The organism is Candidiatus Paracoxiella cheracis (assembly GCF_049348705.1).
In the GTDB taxonomy this organism is placed as follows: Bacteria; Pseudomonadota; Gammaproteobacteria; order Coxiellales; family Coxiellaceae; genus Paracoxiella; species Paracoxiella cheracis.
In genome coordinates this window covers 36949-52408 of record NZ_CP186485.1, presented here as the reverse complement: position 1 = coordinate 52408, position 15460 = coordinate 36949, and the positions used below count along the sequence as shown (strand labels likewise).

The window sequence follows — 15460 nt, the reverse complement described above, 5'->3', positions numbered from 1 at the left end:
CTCTTTTATTTAATTAAACACGCCCCCTTATGGGACAGTATCTTAATGTGATTCTTGCGCCATAGTTAAATAAACGATCGTTAGCATCGCAAAGATGAACGCTTGAATCAAAATCACTAGTAAATGGAATATCGTCCACACAGCACCTAAGGTGAAGTGCATCCACCAGGGCAACAGGGCAATTAATATAAAAATTAATTCTCCGGCGAACAGATTACCAAAAAGTCGCAATGCTAACGACATTGGTTTGACAAGTTCATCGATCAAGCGAAATAACACATTGATTGGAAATAAATACCAACCAAATGGCCTGCTTAACGTTTCTTTTGCTACACCAATACCGCCTTTCATTTTAAAGTTGTAATAAATAATCAGTAAAAATACGGCAATGGACATACCGAATGTTAATGTGGGGTCTGCTGTTGGAACAGCTTTGAAGTGCTCAACGCCAGCATAATGAAACAAGCGAGGGACTAAGTCGACTGGAACCAAATCCATGAAGTTCATCAAGAAGACCCACATGAAAATGGTGAGCCCTAGCGGTGCAATTAAGCTGCGGTCACCATGAAAAGAATCTTTTACCGTGTTATCAACCATATCGATGGCTAGTTCTACAAAATTCTGTCCTTTTCCAGGGACTCCAACGATTGGACGTCTGGCGACTAAATAAAAAAGAAATAAAAACACACAGCCTAGTACGACTGAAATAATGATGGTGTCGAGATTGAAGGTCCAGAACCCTCCATTGGAAAACGTAAAATTATGGAGATTCAGCTGCCAGTGCTGCATGTGATGCTGAACATATTCTGCTTGTGATGTGCCGGCTTTTCCGTTCATCTAGTCACTACTCTTTATTGCATCGAGTTTAATCATCATTGGCGCTAGCCAAAATCCAAATTGAGCCCCTATGAAGCCGGTTATAAACGGTACGATCGTGACTCGGATAAACATAATAATGAACACCACCATCACGACACTCAGTGCCAACTTAACCAGCTCTCCTAAATAGAAGGCCCGAATAATCTTCTTTGCCTCGCGCGCACTTGTCGTGGCAAATAGCCGTCTCGCAAAGTAAAGGCTCGGTATCACACACGCCGCCCCTCCCAAAAGGGCCGACAACGCTTCAGGCATTCCGCCCAATAGCCAACACGCAGCAATTACTAGCACTACAACCGCCTGTAACCCTACTAACCGATAGGCAGTCTGCCTTGCAGACAAGGTGGCCGAATTTTTTACCGACTTTTGACGCACAAAGCCCTCCCGCCATCCTGAACGGTTAATTTTGGCGAGTATATGGGATTTTGGCCGCTGGGACAAGGCTTAGTCGGCAGGTGTCGTTGGAGCTCTAACGAAACATAAAATGATTCCACCCACTAATAAAAATGCCAGCACACTACTCATTCCAATGCGTTGGCTATCAAAGAACAGTGTAAACGCGCCCACTAGCCATGGCCCAATAAATGCCGTCGCCTTTCCAGAAAAGGCATACAAACCAAACATTTCCGCAACCAATTCCGGTGGTGCGGCACGCGCGATGAGGGAGCGACTCGCCGCTTGTACCGGTCCCACGCAAAGACTTAGCACCATTCCCAATATCCAGAAGGCAAGCTTGCTATGAACGATCAGTATCCCAACTCCACTCAAGAACATAATCAGTAACGAAATCAAGATGGTAGGCTTTGGGCCGATATAATCATCTAACCACGCAAAACCAATGGCGCCGATGCCGGCCGCAACGTTTAATGAAATGCCAAATTGAATGACTTCGGTAAAACTCATTCCAAACGTTCCCGCCGCATAGATCCCCCCAAAGGCAAAAATCGTATTGAGACCGTCCGTATAAATCATTCTCGCGATTAAAAATTTTAATATTTCTTTATATCTCGGCAGCTTGCGAAGGGTCTCTAATAGTTGATTAGCACCGTCGCTTAACGCCTTTCGATAGCTAATGCCGCTGCTAGACCGATCTTTTGTCCAAACGAATAAGGGTATAGCGAAAATGAAATACCAAATCGATACGAATGGCCCCGTGATTCTGATGTGTTCAAACGTCTGGCGATTCAACCCAAGCCAACGGGTGTCTCCATGCACAAAAACTAATAACGCGATCACCAAACAGGTCAGCCCACCAAAATATCCAAGCCCCCAGCCCCAGCCAGAAATCCGACCGATATAATTCTTGGGTGCTAAGTCGCGCAACATCACGTTGTAGAAAACCACACTGACTTCCACACCGATAACGCCGAGCACCACCCACGACAATGTCCACATCACATAGTCGGGGGATGGTTTCGAAAACCATAGAAAAAAACCGGCAATTATGGCGATGCCGGCAAAGATAGCAATCCACGGTTTGCGTCGACCTTCATAGTCGGCAACTGCACCAAACAAGGGGCTACTGATCGCAATGAGCAGTCCAGCAACAGCCACGGCATCTGCCCATTGATTGGACTTTGGATAAATAAAATCCCTTGCCAGTTAGGACAATAATCAAAAAATGTGAGTTTCTAAATCTTAACCTGTTTTTTGCAGCAATTCGTAGAATTGCTCAGGTGTAAAATTTATTTTATCCAACCATGATTTTACTATCCCAATCAAATCCTCTATTTTTTCAGGGTCTGAGTTTTGCGTCTTTTCTTCAGTCCTCTGAATCGTTTTAATTTTTGAGTTGCTATTTTTGAAAATAGCAGGATGTCGCGTGCGTTTCCCCTGCGTATCACCTTTGGTTCTGCCTTGCGGATTACCGCGTGGTTTGCAGAGATTAGCAGGTGTGCCAACGGTATCAAGCACCGTAGAAAAACCCCGTTGCGTTTGTGAAGGGGTCGCAGTTATTGATGGTTTTTCGTTATCCACTTGGAAGCTCGGCAAATACCGCTCCCATTTTTTCGGTAAAATCGGGGCAAGATTCCTCGCTAGATAAAGTTGCGTATACGCTAATGCTGTCATCCGCCACCAATCTTCTTCGTGCTTAACATCCGGTGTTTGGTATCGGTCAAATAACAGTTTGTCTTTACCAAAACGAAAGTAGTGTTCAATGTCATAGCGTCTATCGTAATAGTGATACGCTTCTAATGCTGTGATTTCATTACGTCGTTCACCAGCGAGTCCTAACCAGAGTGGATTTTTATATAAAGATTTACCGTTAGCATCAACCGCAACCAATTGCACAACAGTAACAGGATGCTCATATCCTTTAAATTGCTTTGAACCACGCAGGAATTGGTCACGCCATATTTTAATCTCCAATTGGTAAGTTTTGCCACTGCGGGTTGTAATGGGTTGCTGCACAATCTCATCGGATTCACGGTGAGTCGTGCTGTCGTTTAGTTTCATCGCATCACCATAGCGTTTTATACTTCCTGAGGTATTATCTTCTATTGATGCGGGCGCGAAAACATTACGGGTACTGTTAAAACGGAAAAGATGTACCCAATTGGGATTTTCGCTAACCAGTTTACGGCAAGCTTCTGTACCATATTTTGAATCAGCCACGCTAACCACCAATTTATGAGTAAGCGCTAAGTCTGCAATACAACGGTTAATTTGCTGCATCCCAACTACATTGCCTTTTTCATCGCTTTTAACGCGCCTCGTATCCAGTGGAACTAACCAATGCTTTTCTTGAGCTGCACCATCATTGGGCAATAGTGATACCGTTGAATATTCATGTCCAATGGTAATCGGTTTGTTACCCGGTGCTGGATTAGGGCTGTAAACCACATGGCGATCTTCAACACAGTGTGCACTTTGACGCGACTGTGGTGTCGTATCCGCAATAATGATCACACGGTCATCGCTATGACTCACATGTTCATATTGTATTTTCATCATGCTATCCCAACAATTTGCTACCGACAAACCATCGCTAATCGCATCGGTAATACTACTGTATTCACGTTCAAAGTATGGCGATTCACATAATTCTATGGGTGTTTTGCAGCGATGGCCATGGCTTGAAAGGGCATCGAGTAAATTCATATTGGCATCGCGTCGCGCGGGGAAGATGTTGTAGAGGAATGTACGGAATTGTTTTAGTTTTTCTGTCGCTAACATCGTTTGTTCCTTATTTTATTTTTTCGAACAAACGTTGTTTACAACGTAAAATTTTTTTTCGGTTTCTATGTCAAGCAATTTTTAATTATTTTTATAAATTTACCCAAAGTCCAACATTGAGACGTACCCACAATTTCATTGATGGCGATTTTTTCGGTGAAATACGTTGAAAAAATAAAGGTGAGAATTAATGTGGGAAAGGCCGAGTTCGCCCAGTCGTAAATACACCAAGCGATAATTTCTCGTTTAGATTTCGGATTAAGCTGAGTCTGTGTTTCTTGCATATCATATTCATTTTCATTAGCTTTCAATTGCGGCAAAGAGAGGGGGTTCGTGTTTTCGGGCGTTAGTGCCAGGATGGCACTAAGGAACTACGGATGGCGCCTCCCGAAAACACGAACCCCCTCTCGCATTGGCAAGCAATTGAAATCGATAAAGCGTTTTATGGTTTTAAAACAATTTCAAGAGATGCCCTTAAGTTTAATTAAAAAAATAGTGAAAGCCTACTAAGAAACCTTCTGTTCTTAATGTATAGTTCGTTGAGTTAGAAAACACGATAGGAGTTGCCGTTGATCCGTTTATAGAAAATTTATCGTAAGTTGTGTAAAGATATTCTAAATTCATCCCAACGTGTTTACTCAATTTTGTTTCAACACCCACACCCAAACGTAACCCCGTTAATTCTTCAGGATTGCTAACAAAAAACGACCCAGCACCGGCTCCACTCGCTTCTATTTTTGTAAAGGCTTGCATTCTAATTCGCGTTCGCTCTGCACCCACACGAACGTAGAGCAATACGGCGGGTGAAACAACGACACCGGGGCGTACGTCTATACCATAAGTACCATCGAGGATAGCGCCTGTCTCTGTGTTGATAGTAAACGCCGGCGTGAGCGTTGTTGCACTTAGCCCAAGGTTTGCACCTTCAACGTGAATTTGTTGAAACGATCCCAGTGCATCAACACCTAAATAAAACCACTTAAAAACGTGGCCATACCCTAGTTGTAATCCAATAAAGCCTCCTGCGGAATCACTTTGTGCTTCTTGCGTTTGGAAATTAAAGCTACCTGCTGCACTGCTGGTAACAGACGCATGCCGCAACCTAAAATTGAGCGAACCCTTCCTAATACCACCATGAACACCTAAATATAAGCCATTAAAACCACCGTGTTCGTAATGCGCCCAAAGTCTCTGACGCTCCACGACATCATTAAAATAATAATTTACGTTAAATAAAACACCGCTGGTGGTAATGCTGTTATTAACAAAATTATTGACGCTATTAAACACACTACCCGGCGAGTGCTGCAACACAGCTCTCAAGTTTGGATAACTGGTATACTGATATTCCACGCCCAAACCCACATGCTGGCTCGCCTTTGTTTCGATACCAAGCGCTAATAGCAATCCATACGTATTTTCGCTAGCACTGTTGTTGACGATAATACTCGCGCCACCCCCTGTTTCTACGGTCGTATCTGTCGTTGAGGTTACTTTAAACAAGCTGCGAAGGACGCCCACTTTTCCATATAACAGAACAGCGGGTGATATTAGTACACCCGGATGAAAATCAATACCGTATGATGTTTCTAGTTTTGACACTGTTGTAATCGTGGCATTAGCGTTGCCTGTTGCCGTGGTCCTGGCTCCAATTTCATACCGATTAGTGATATTAAAGTTTTGGTAAGTCCCATCAATATCAAAACCTAAATAGAGCACATTAAATTCATGGCCCCAGCCAAATTGAATACCGCCAACCATTTTAAAAATTGAATCATACGCACTTTCGGTTTGCTGCAATAACACAGGTAATGCGCCTGCACTCAATGTCGAATTAATTTCATTATCCACAGTGCCTTGTAGTGCACCCGCATGCATTCCGATATAAACACCGTTAAAGGCACCGAGCCGCGCCGGAGGTGGAATTTCTGGCCCACCGGCATATGCTCCCGAGATAAAGATCATTGAGAGTGTGAGAGGGATAGTTAAATTTTTAAACATGTCAGCTCCATGCAACGCTATTGAACGTTCGATCCGTGTATGTCAGGCCTATTATACTCAACAAGAAAAAATTTTGTTAAAAAATCACTCCCCGCGTTTCCTTTCCGAGGGCAACCCTGCGAAAATAAGATCAATCGTTTGTTCTCCACTGTATTTCGCAATTTCAAACCGCGCCATTTCCCGCAGTCGTACAACTTCATTCCAATCTGTTGCCTCTGGTTTCAGAGGCTCACACATCGTCACTGTAATCCCTACCGGCTTTATTAAAAAACTATCGCCACGTAAAATCTTTCGTGCGCCGCGAATAGAAATGGGCTTAATCGTTCGCCCCGTTTCAGCAGCAACTTTGAAAGCCCCAGATTTAAAGGGCCGCACACCGGTAGCGTAACTAAAAGTGCCCTCTGGAAAAACAACTACTGATCGCCCATCCTCGAGAACTTGCTCTATTTGTTTTGCATCTGATTTACTCTTTGTAAAATCGAGACGATCGATAGTGATAAATTCTAAATGTTTAATAAAGCTTTTAAACAGTGGGATTTTTAATAATTCTTTTTTCCCAACAAAGCAACAATCTGGTGGCAACACGCTCATCAATATGACGATGTCAATATAGCTTGCATGGTTGGCCACATAGATGACGGGTTGATTTTTGGATAAATGATTCATGCCTTTTGTGGTCATCGGACAACATCCAAACCGCAAAATCCAACGAGACCAAACACGCGCAATTCGAGCCGCTTTTTGTCGGGAAGATGATATAACCAGTAACCACGTCGGGGTTAATGTTATTACCACAATAATGCTCATATAAAAGGAATACACTAATTTACCTGTGATACCAAACCAACCTGTGATTTTTTTAAAAGCACTGATGCAAAATAATTTCATAATTTGCCATTTAATGGGTGTTCCGTGCTGCCCTAATTTTTGATTGAGATAATCTTGTTTACATGCCGAACGACGCAATTTTCCGCTGGATGTTTTGGGAATTGTTCTGGGTGGCACTAAGACTACATCATCGGGTGGAATACCGAGCTGTGATACTATCTTTTCGTTAATGGCTTGGCGAATTTCTTGAAATGCAAACTTATCCGTTTCATTTGTTTCAGCAACGATAATTAATTTTTCCGTGCCTCTTTTGGAATCTGTGATACCAAATGCAGCCACACAGCCTTTTCGAACGCCCTGCGCCTGACCGATGATTTCTTCGATTTCTGCTGGATAATAATTGCGACCCGCTTTAATAATTAAATCTTTTTTCCTGCCCGTGATAAATAATTCATCGTCGGCTAAGTATCCCAAATCACCCGTGTCCCACCAGCCATTGTAATAAATTGCCTTGGTTGCTTCGGGATTTCGATAATATCCTTGCATAGAAGAAGGGCCACGAAATTGTATTCTGCCAACAACACGCGCTTCAACAGCGTTATTATTGTCATCCACTATTCGTATTTCATGTTCATCGAGTGCTTTTCCGCAACTGACAAATTCATAATAATTTTTTTCATCTTCGGTAATGGGTTCTGCTCGACCTTCTTTTTCGAAGGGGAGGCGCTTTATCCGATCCACTTTGGGCCCACGATCCGGTGGCGGAAAACTTAATGCCAACGATGATTCAGCCAGCCCGTACACTGGCATAAAAGCTTTTTCATTAAATCCATAAGGTGCAAATCGTTTTGCAAATTTTTCCATGGTGTTGGGATAAATCATTTCTGCACCGTTAAATGCTAATCGCCACGAGCTTAAATCTAATCCTTCAATGGCTGCGTCATCAATTTTTTTCAAACACAATTCATAAGCAAAATTAGGACCGGCTGATAATGTGGCACGATGATAGTGAATCGCCCACAACCATCGCTCGGGACGCGATAAAAACGTAAGCGGTGATAACAATGTTAAAGGCACACCATAATATAAACTACCAAACCATGATCCGATTAACCCCATGTCATGATAGAGTGGCAGCCAACTCACACCCACGTCCGTAGCTTTTATTTGAATGCCTTTACCATATGCACGAATATTCGCTAACAAATTTTCATGATTCAGCAATACCCCTTTAGGATCGCCTGTGCTACCCGACGTATATTGAATCAACGTTGGGTCCGATGGCTCGGCTACAAAGTCATTTAATTTAATTCCGGTTGTCATTAGGGCTTGAACTGTTGTCACTTCCAATAAACTCGGAATAAAGGCCTGCAATAACATACTGAGCGCTCTTGCACGCTGAAACGTAATTAAAAACCGAACGCCAGCATTTCGTAAAATCAATGCTTCGCGTTTTGCATACTCTTCAATTTGATCGGGACGAAAGGGCGGATAAATGGGAACGGGTACCCCCCCGGCTAATAATATACCAAAAAAGGCGAAGAAAAACTCAGCGGATGTCGGCAACATTATCGCAACTGTTTCGCCGACTTTAAGTCCTTTTTTCACCAACCCTTGCGCTGTTTTGTCGGCCATCTCATATAAGTGACCATAACTAATAATCTGCTCGTTACCTTTTTCATCCTGTAAATAAATATGCGGTCGTTCTGGTTCCTTTTCTACATAGAGTTTTAATACATCGATTAATGTTCTCGCTGATGCAGGATCGATGTGGGTCGCTTCTAAAATGGGGATTTCTTCATGCGCTAATGGCTTGCTCGGCTTGGCTGCTTTCACGGCAGCCACTAAATCTTGCACAGCATTTGCTTCAATCATGAGAGCATCGGGCAGTTGGATACCGTATGCTTTTTCAATCCGATGAAAAAGCTCGGCTCGCTCAAGACTACCGATCCCAAGGTCTCGCTCCAAGTTGGCTTCTTTTGAAACAGCTTGAGCGGCCCGTTCAGCACCGGAATCCCTCAAGAATCTTCGGATGATCGAGAGAACTTGCGTTTCAACCTTTGCCGACATTTGATCCATAAAGAACCGATTCCCTGTTCATTTCTTGGAAATGCTATACTTCCCAGCATCTCTAAATAGTGGTAGTTTAATGCATGCTCTATCTCAATGGCAAAATTATCTCTGATTTAGATGCTCGAATCGATCCTAGTGATCGAGGTTTTTTGCTGGGCGATGGATTATTTGAAACTATTCGCTGTGCCAGTGGCAAGCCGATTGACCTTGAGGCTCATTGGAAACGACTAACCGCGGGTGCCAATTATTTGCAATTAATTAGCCCACTCTCGGTGGATGAAACCCAGCATATTATTAAAAAATTGTTAAACGCAAACAGCTTAATGCAAAACGCCGGCGCAAGGATCACCGTCACACGCGGGCCCGGAGCACGCGGCTTATCTATTCCAAAACCAGGCTCTCCCACTATTTTAATTACTGTATTTACTCGTCAGGGCAACACGCATTCAATTTCGCTTTCTTTGAGTGACATTTGTATCAACGAACAATCGCCGATCACAAAATTTAAGACGCTCAACTATCTTGATAAAATCATCGCGCGCCAACAGGCCCAAAACAACCATTTTGACGATGCGCTCTTGCTCAATACCAAGGGACACATTGTCTCAACCACAACGGCTAATCTATTTTTTGTGAAAGACAACACCTTACACACTCCTGCACTCACCGAGGGCCCTCTGCCAGGCATTACGCGAGAACAGATTTTGTCGTTCGCTGAAAAACAAAAACTTTCCGTTGAAGAGGGCGCTTATACCATCGATGATGTATTGAGAGCCGAAGGGGCCTTTATCACGAACAGTTTAATCGGTCTTTGCCCCGTTAGTCGACTTGACCAAACCAGCTTTCCATCTTTCTCTCGCTACTCCTCACTCATCACACTGCTGCATCACAGCTTATCTGGCTGAAAATATTGGTATTTTAATACGTTATCTTTGCGTGTGTTTCTTTCACTTTAAACCACGTTACCAACAAACCTAAAATGCCCGCTGCGATGAGTACATAAAAAGCATGCTGATAATCATTTATAGAATAAACAGGTATGCCGTCGAATCGTGCGCCATTCCATTGCGAATGAATAAAAAACCCAACTAACGTTTGTGACACACCACTTCCTAAAATCGCCAACATGTTTGTAAGGCCAGATGCTGTTCCAAATGCCGCTGGCGGAACGATATCTTTGATGACACTAAATGTGAGCGACTGCACTGCCGCGGAAACACCTAGTAAAAATAATGCAGCGCCGATTATCCACGGCGAAAAGAAAGGAGCGTGCACAATAACTATCGAAGAAAATATTGCTAGCAGAAAACAAATCATAAACGGTTTTTTGCGGCTAGCAATGCGATTTGAATACCAACCCGCCAAAGGGCTGCCGATCCCCACACCCACCCAAAATAACGAGCATATTTGTCCGGCCACCACATTATTCCAGCCGTAGATTTTCATTAAATAAGGCACACCCCACAGCGCACCCACAACACCCACCGGCACCCAAGACGCTAAACCGCAAACGGCTACCCACCAAACCTGTGATCGCTGGGTTAAAAATGAGAGTCGCTGCCGTTCATTTTTCATGACAACGTTATGTGCCTCACTAGTTGCAGGCTTTCTCCCATCGCGAATGATGACCCAATAAATAACGCCTAGCACAAACGTAATAACGCCCGTCATGACCATGACATGCCGCCAACCAAAATGATTGATGGTCAATGCCAATGGCGCTTGCCCGAAGATAGATCCAACACACGCGGCTAATTGAAGCAATCCCGCTATCATGGCGAAATGTCGATGCGGGAACCAACGCGCTACTAAAAATATTGCGCTGATGTATGCACACGAGGAACCCACCCCAATTAAAAATCGTGCAACCGCCGCCCACGCAAAAAGATGAGACAAACCAAATATCAACACACCCAATGCGCTTATCAATACCGCAAAGGTTAAAATAATTCGGGCACCAAACCGATCGATGAATAGTCCTGAGGGAATTTGCATTAAGGTATAAGAATAGAAAAAGCTTGCACTTAAAATTCCTAAGTCACCCGCACCAATTGAGAATGAGCGCATGAGCTGCTCAGTCATAACACTGGGGGCAACTTGAATAAAGTAATCATAGACGTAAAACAGTGCAGCCAAGACACAAATAATAAAAGGTAAAATAAGGCTCGATGCCGTACTAGCCGTGTTGGTTTGATCGTTTGGCATTACATTTTCCTGTTAACGAATACGTTGTAAAATGCCTTCTAATTCATCCACGCTGTGATACTGTATTAATAATTTTCCCTTCCCTTTTGCGTTATGCCGAATAACAACTACAGCACCTAATTTATTTGATAAATCATTTTGCAATCGTGAAACATCTGGGTCGACGTTTTTTATATTTTTTGTTTGATCCACTGTTGAATGTAATTGGCGGATCAATTTTTCTGTTTCACGCACCGACAATCCGCGCGCTACCACATTGTTTGCTACCTCGCTTTGTTGTATTCCCTCAAGTGCTAATAGTGCGCGAGCATGTCCCATGTCTAAATGTCCTTGCTCAACCAGGGAACGAACATCCAAATTTAATTTTAATAATCGCAACATGTTAGTGACACTCGCCCTTGATTTTCCAACGGCGTCAGCGACTTCTTGATGCGTCATGCTAAATTCATCGATTAATCGTTGCAACGCTACCGCTTCTTCAATGACATTTAAATCTTGGCGCTGAATATTTTCGATGAGCGACATGGCAACTGCCGCTTCATCCGGTATGTCGCGAATAATCACGGGCACTTCATGCAACCCCGCCATTTGTGCTGCACGCCAACGACGTTCGCCAGCAATAATTTCATAGCCCTTTCCAATATGGCGCACAACGATCGGCTGAATAATGCCTTGCGCTTTAATCGAGCTCGCTAATTCTTCTAGCGCTTCTCTCGCCATTTGTTTACGCGGTTGATAACGTCCTGGTTCGATGGTGTCGATCGGCAGTTTTTTGAGTTCCGATTTTTTTTCGCCAGTCGCAGTCGACGGATTGAGATCGCTCAATAATTCATTGAGCCCCAGATCACCAAGACCTCGACCTAAACCGCGTTTTTTTTGAGTCATTAATTTTTCCTCATGTGGACACTGCTACATCTTTTTCTACATCGTCATTATTTATCGCCGTTGTATCACGGCGAATGATTTCACCCGCTAGTGCTAAATATGCTGCAGCACCTTGTGAGCTTTTATCATAGTTCATGACAGGCAATCCGTGACTCGGCGCCTCTGCCAAACGAACATTTCTCGGAATAACAGTTTGATATACTTTGTCGTCAAAATGATTGATGAGTTGTTCTGATACTTCGATCGTTAAACGATTGCGTCCGTCATACATGGTTCGCAATAAACCTTCTAGTTGCAAGCTTGGGTTAACCGAATGACGAATGCGATCGATGTTTGCTAATAAACTCGTTAATCCTTCTAATGCATAATATTCACATTGGATGGGAATCAATACACTATCAGATGCTACCAACGCATTGAGTGTCAACATGTTTAGTGAAGGCGGGCAGTCAATGAGTATGTATTTGTAGTTTGCTTTTATCGGAGCAATTGCTTCTTTTAAACACTGCTCACGATTTTCTGATTTTAATAATCGTACTTCCGCGACGGTTAAGTCACCATTTGAAGGAATTAAATCGTATTTCCAATCTGTTTTGACTAGCGTTTCTGCGACGGTCGCTTCCCGCAATAACACTTCGTTGATTGAATTTTCTAAGTTTGTTTTTGCGATACCGCTACCAACCGTGGCACTACCTTGCGGATCGAGGTCAATTAACAAAACGGTTTGCTTTGCTGCCGCCAAAGAAGCGGATAAATTGACTGCCGTCGTTGTTTTTCCAACGCCACCTTTTTGATTGGCAATTGCGATTACCTTTCCCACACCTTACTCCCTTTAGTGCTCAATCACGATGACATGTCGTTTGGCTTTCAGTCCAGGTACTTTTAAGTCAAAGGCCTTTGCCGTTTTCGTCAGCGCTTGCATTTCTTCGTGTGGATATTCACCTTTCATCATCAACCATCGACCTTTCGGGCACAAAACCCGCTCAGTTTTTGCTACGATATCGGCCATCGTTCCAACAGCTCTACAGATAATAGCATCGAAACAGTGGCTCGGGTTAAATTTTTCCATCCGTGCCTGAACCACCTCAACATTCAGTATCTTAAAGGTTGATACGGCTTGAAGCAAAAAACGGGTTTTTTTGCCCACGCTGTCTAAGAGCACAAATTTTTTCTCAGGATAAGCAAAGGCCAAAGGGATGCCCGGAAAGCCAGCTCCGGAGCCGATGTCTAAAATAAGCTCGCCTTGGAGATACGGCGCAATGGATAAACTGTCTAATAAATGTGCAGATACCATCGCTGTAAGGTCATCGATGGCCGTCAGGTTATAAGCTTTGTTCCATTTTTGCAAAAATTCAAGAAATGCTAACAGGTTATTCTGTGTAGACTGGGGAATCGAGAGCCCAAGTTCTGCAATTCCTGTGGATAACCTATCGGATAGCGCTGACATCAATTTCTCCGTGTGCTCAGTTTGGTTAGTGAATTTCAATTGCTTGCGAAGACGAGAAGGCAATTAAAATCAGGCTCTTTTCTTCAAATGAACCAACAGCAATGCAATCGCCGCGGGCGTTACTCCGGGAATCCGCGTTGCCTGCCCAATCGTGCCAGGCCGAATATCGATCAGTTTTTGGCGCACTTCGTTCGATAATCCCGTCACCTGATCGTAATCAATATCCTCAGGAATGCGGGCCGTTTCATTTTTCTTATGACGAGCAATCTCTGAGAGCTGACGTTTTAAATACCCATCGTACTTAGCCTGAATATCAACTTGTTCGGCAACGACCGGATTATCAAGTCCCGGTCCCAAACCATTAATCTGCATAAGCTGTGGATAACTTACTTCGGGTCGCCGGAGTAGGTCGAGCACTCGTTGTTCGCGTTCGATCGTTTGATTAAAATTTACCGCAAAGGTTTTCGCCAATTCGGTATCGGGTCGAACCCAAAGTTGATGCAAACGCGCTTTCTCATTTTGAATCGCATCACGCTTGCGAGAAAATGTTTCCCAGCGTACATCATCAACACAACCCAATTCGCGACCTTTTTCAGTCAAACGCAAATCTGCATTATCTTGCCGTAACCATAATCGATACTCCGCGCGACTCGTAAACATACGATAAGGTTCGTTAGTTCCGCGCGTAATTAAATCGTCAATCAACACACCAATATAGGCTTCATCTCGGCGCGGCGTCCAAGGTTCTTGCTGTTGCACCTGTCGCGCTGCATTCATGCCGGCAATTAAACCTTGCGCACCGGCTTCTTCATATCCCGTCGTGCCATTGATTTGCCCTGCAAAATAAAGCCCGGCAATATGTTTTGTTTCAAGCGAAGCTTTTAAATCACGCGGATCAAAATAATCATATTCGATTGCATAACCGGGTCGCGTGATGTGACAATTTTCTAATCCTTTCATACTGTGCACAAATTCTTGTTGCACGGAAAACGGTAAGCTCGTGGAAATCCCATTCGGATAAACTTCCGGCGTGCTTAATCCTTCAGGCTCTAAAAATATTTGATGCGAAACGCGATCAGAAAAACGATTCACTTTATCTTCGATAGAAGGGCAGTAACGCGGACCCACGCCTTCGATAATACCCGTGAACATCGGCGATTGATCAAGACCAGCGCGAATAATGTCATGCGTTTTTTCGTTGGTGTGTGTAATGTGACAAGAAACTTGTGTCGGATGTTCTTCAATCGCACCCAAATACGACATGACCGGGCAGGGCGTATCGCCGGGTTGTTCTTGCAGTTGCGAATAATCGATGGTGCGCCCATCGATGCGAGGCGGAGTTCCCGTTTTCAAGCGTTCGACACGAAAGGGTAGTTCACGCAAACGTTGAGCAAGAGCAATCGACGGCGGATCACCGGCACGTCCACCACTAAAATTATTTAAACCAATATGAATTTTTCCGCCTAAAAATGTGCCCACAGTTAACACTACGGCTTGAGCGCGAAAGGTTAAACCCATTTGAGTCACGACACCAACGACGCGATTTTTTTCCAGAATTAAATCATCTACCGCTTGTTGAAAAATCCAGAGATTGGGTTGATTTTCTAAGGCTTGGCGCACGGCTGCTTTATAAAGCACGCGATCGGCTTGCGCGCGTGTGGCCTGCACCGCAGGGCCTTTGCGTGAATTCAAAACACGAAACTGAATGCCGGCGTGATCTGTAACGCGCGCCATGATGCCACCCAGCGCATCAATTTCTTTGACCAAATGGCTTTTCCCAATGCCACCAATCGCCGGGTTACAAGACATCTGACCCAGCGTTTCAATGTTGTGTGTGAGAAGCAGTGTTCTCGCCCCCATGCGCGCAGCCACGAGCGCGGCCTCGGTGCCCGCATGGCCCCCGCCGACGACAATCACATCAAAGATTTGGTCTTTATTCATGGCTTTTACCCTTTAAAAGTGGTGAGA

General features: G+C 44.0%; 13 protein-coding genes. 1 reads left to right on the top strand and 12 read right to left on the bottom strand.

Features of this window, described 5'->3' with window-relative positions; all coding sequences use genetic code 11:
* Window positions 1–42 precede the first annotated feature (42 nt).
* The 7 genes from atpB to ACJMKR_RS00220 all read right to left on the bottom strand — a co-directional run bounded on the left by atpB (window position 43) and on the right by ACJMKR_RS00220 (window position 8952).
* Window positions 43–837 carry a F0F1 ATP synthase subunit A gene (gene atpB, locus ACJMKR_RS00250; protein WP_423063270.1) on the bottom strand — a complete coding sequence of 265 codons (795 nt, stop codon included), beginning with the start codon at window positions 835–837 and terminating at the stop codon, window positions 43–45.
* The gene (locus ACJMKR_RS00245; protein WP_423063269.1) at window positions 838–1251 is read right to left on the bottom strand and encodes an ATP synthase subunit I; all 414 of its coding nucleotides are present in this window, start codon (window positions 1249–1251) and stop codon (window positions 838–840) included.
* A gap of 69 nt (window positions 1252–1320) precedes the next feature.
* Entirely contained in the window at window positions 1321–2430 is a 1110-nt protein-coding gene (locus tag ACJMKR_RS00240) for an MFS transporter (RefSeq protein WP_423063268.1), read from the bottom strand.
* Between the two features lie 84 nt (window positions 2431–2514).
* Window positions 2515–4053: a transposase gene (locus tag ACJMKR_RS00235; protein ID WP_423063267.1), complete on the bottom strand. Its 1539-nt coding sequence runs from the start codon at window positions 4051–4053 to the stop codon at window positions 2515–2517.
* A 65-nt stretch (window positions 4054–4118) separates the two neighbouring features.
* Window positions 4119–4373 carry a hypothetical protein gene (locus tag ACJMKR_RS00230; protein WP_423063266.1) on the bottom strand — a complete coding sequence of 85 codons (255 nt, stop codon included), beginning with the start codon at window positions 4371–4373 and terminating at the stop codon, window positions 4119–4121.
* A gap of 160 nt (window positions 4374–4533) precedes the next feature.
* Complete coding sequence (locus ACJMKR_RS00225; RefSeq protein WP_423063265.1) at window positions 4534–6054, bottom strand: outer membrane protein; 1521 nt, start codon at window positions 6052–6054, stop codon at window positions 4534–4536.
* Window positions 6055–6138: 84 nt separating this feature from the next.
* Complete coding sequence (locus tag ACJMKR_RS00220) at window positions 6139–8952, bottom strand: 1-acylglycerol-3-phosphate O-acyltransferase (RefSeq protein ID WP_423063264.1); 2814 nt, start codon at window positions 8950–8952, stop codon at window positions 6139–6141.
* Between the two features lie 152 nt (window positions 8953–9104).
* Here ACJMKR_RS00220 and ACJMKR_RS00215 point away from each other — a divergent pair, with 152 nt between their 5' ends.
* Window positions 9105–9860, top strand: coding sequence for an aminotransferase class IV (locus tag ACJMKR_RS00215; RefSeq protein WP_423063263.1), 756 nt, complete (start codon window positions 9105–9107; stop codon window positions 9858–9860).
* A 13-nt stretch (window positions 9861–9873) separates the two neighbouring features.
* Here the strand turns inward: ACJMKR_RS00215 and ACJMKR_RS00210 are convergent, their stop codons facing one another.
* From ACJMKR_RS00210 to mnmG, 5 genes are all read right to left on the bottom strand, one after another.
* Entirely contained in the window at window positions 9874–11160 is a 1287-nt protein-coding gene (locus ACJMKR_RS00210) for an MFS transporter (RefSeq protein WP_423063262.1), read from the bottom strand.
* A 12-nt stretch (window positions 11161–11172) separates the two neighbouring features.
* Window positions 11173–12045, bottom strand: a complete 873-nt coding sequence (locus tag ACJMKR_RS00205) for a ParB/RepB/Spo0J family partition protein (protein ID WP_423063261.1) — start codon at window positions 12043–12045, stop codon at window positions 11173–11175.
* A gap of 10 nt (window positions 12046–12055) precedes the next feature.
* Window positions 12056–12865 (bottom strand): ParA family protein, encoded by an 810-nt coding sequence (locus tag ACJMKR_RS00200; RefSeq protein WP_423063260.1) that lies wholly within the window; start codon window positions 12863–12865, stop codon window positions 12056–12058.
* A 12-nt stretch (window positions 12866–12877) separates the two neighbouring features.
* A complete protein-coding gene (gene rsmG / locus ACJMKR_RS00195; RefSeq protein ID WP_423063259.1) occupies window positions 12878–13492 on the bottom strand; it encodes a 16S rRNA (guanine(527)-N(7))-methyltransferase RsmG in 615 nt (204 codons plus the stop codon).
* A 69-nt stretch (window positions 13493–13561) separates the two neighbouring features.
* Window positions 13562–15433, bottom strand: coding sequence for a tRNA uridine-5-carboxymethylaminomethyl(34) synthesis enzyme MnmG (gene mnmG, locus ACJMKR_RS00190; RefSeq protein ID WP_423063258.1), 1872 nt, complete (start codon window positions 15431–15433; stop codon window positions 13562–13564).
* Between the last annotated feature and the right edge of the window lie 27 nt (window positions 15434–15460).

Excerpts from the sequence above, each read along its gene's own strand:
- atpB (WP_423063270.1), bottom strand. The coding sequence starts at position 837 with ATGAACGGAAAAGCCGGCACATCACAAGCAGAATATGTTCAGCATCAC.
- ACJMKR_RS00235 (WP_423063267.1), bottom strand. The coding sequence starts at position 4,053 with ATGTTAGCGACAGAAAAACTAAAACAATTCCGTACATTCCTCTACAAC.
- ACJMKR_RS00225 (WP_423063265.1), bottom strand. The coding sequence starts at position 6,054 with ATGTTTAAAAATTTAACTATCCCTCTCACACTCTCAATGATCTTTATC.
- ACJMKR_RS00220 (WP_423063264.1), bottom strand. The coding sequence starts at position 8,952 with ATGTCGGCAAAGGTTGAAACGCAAGTTCTCTCGATCATCCGAAGATTC.
- ACJMKR_RS00210 (WP_423063262.1), bottom strand. The coding sequence starts at position 11,160 with ATGCCAAACGATCAAACCAACACGGCTAGTACGGCATCGAGCCTTATT.
- ACJMKR_RS00205 (WP_423063261.1), bottom strand. The coding sequence starts at position 12,045 with ATGACTCAAAAAAAACGCGGTTTAGGTCGAGGTCTTGGTGATCTGGGG.
- rsmG (WP_423063259.1), bottom strand. The coding sequence starts at position 13,492 with ATGTCAGCGCTATCCGATAGGTTATCCACAGGAATTGCAGAACTTGGG.
- mnmG (WP_423063258.1), bottom strand. The coding sequence starts at position 15,433 with ATGAATAAAGACCAAATCTTTGATGTGATTGTCGTCGGCGGGGGCCAT.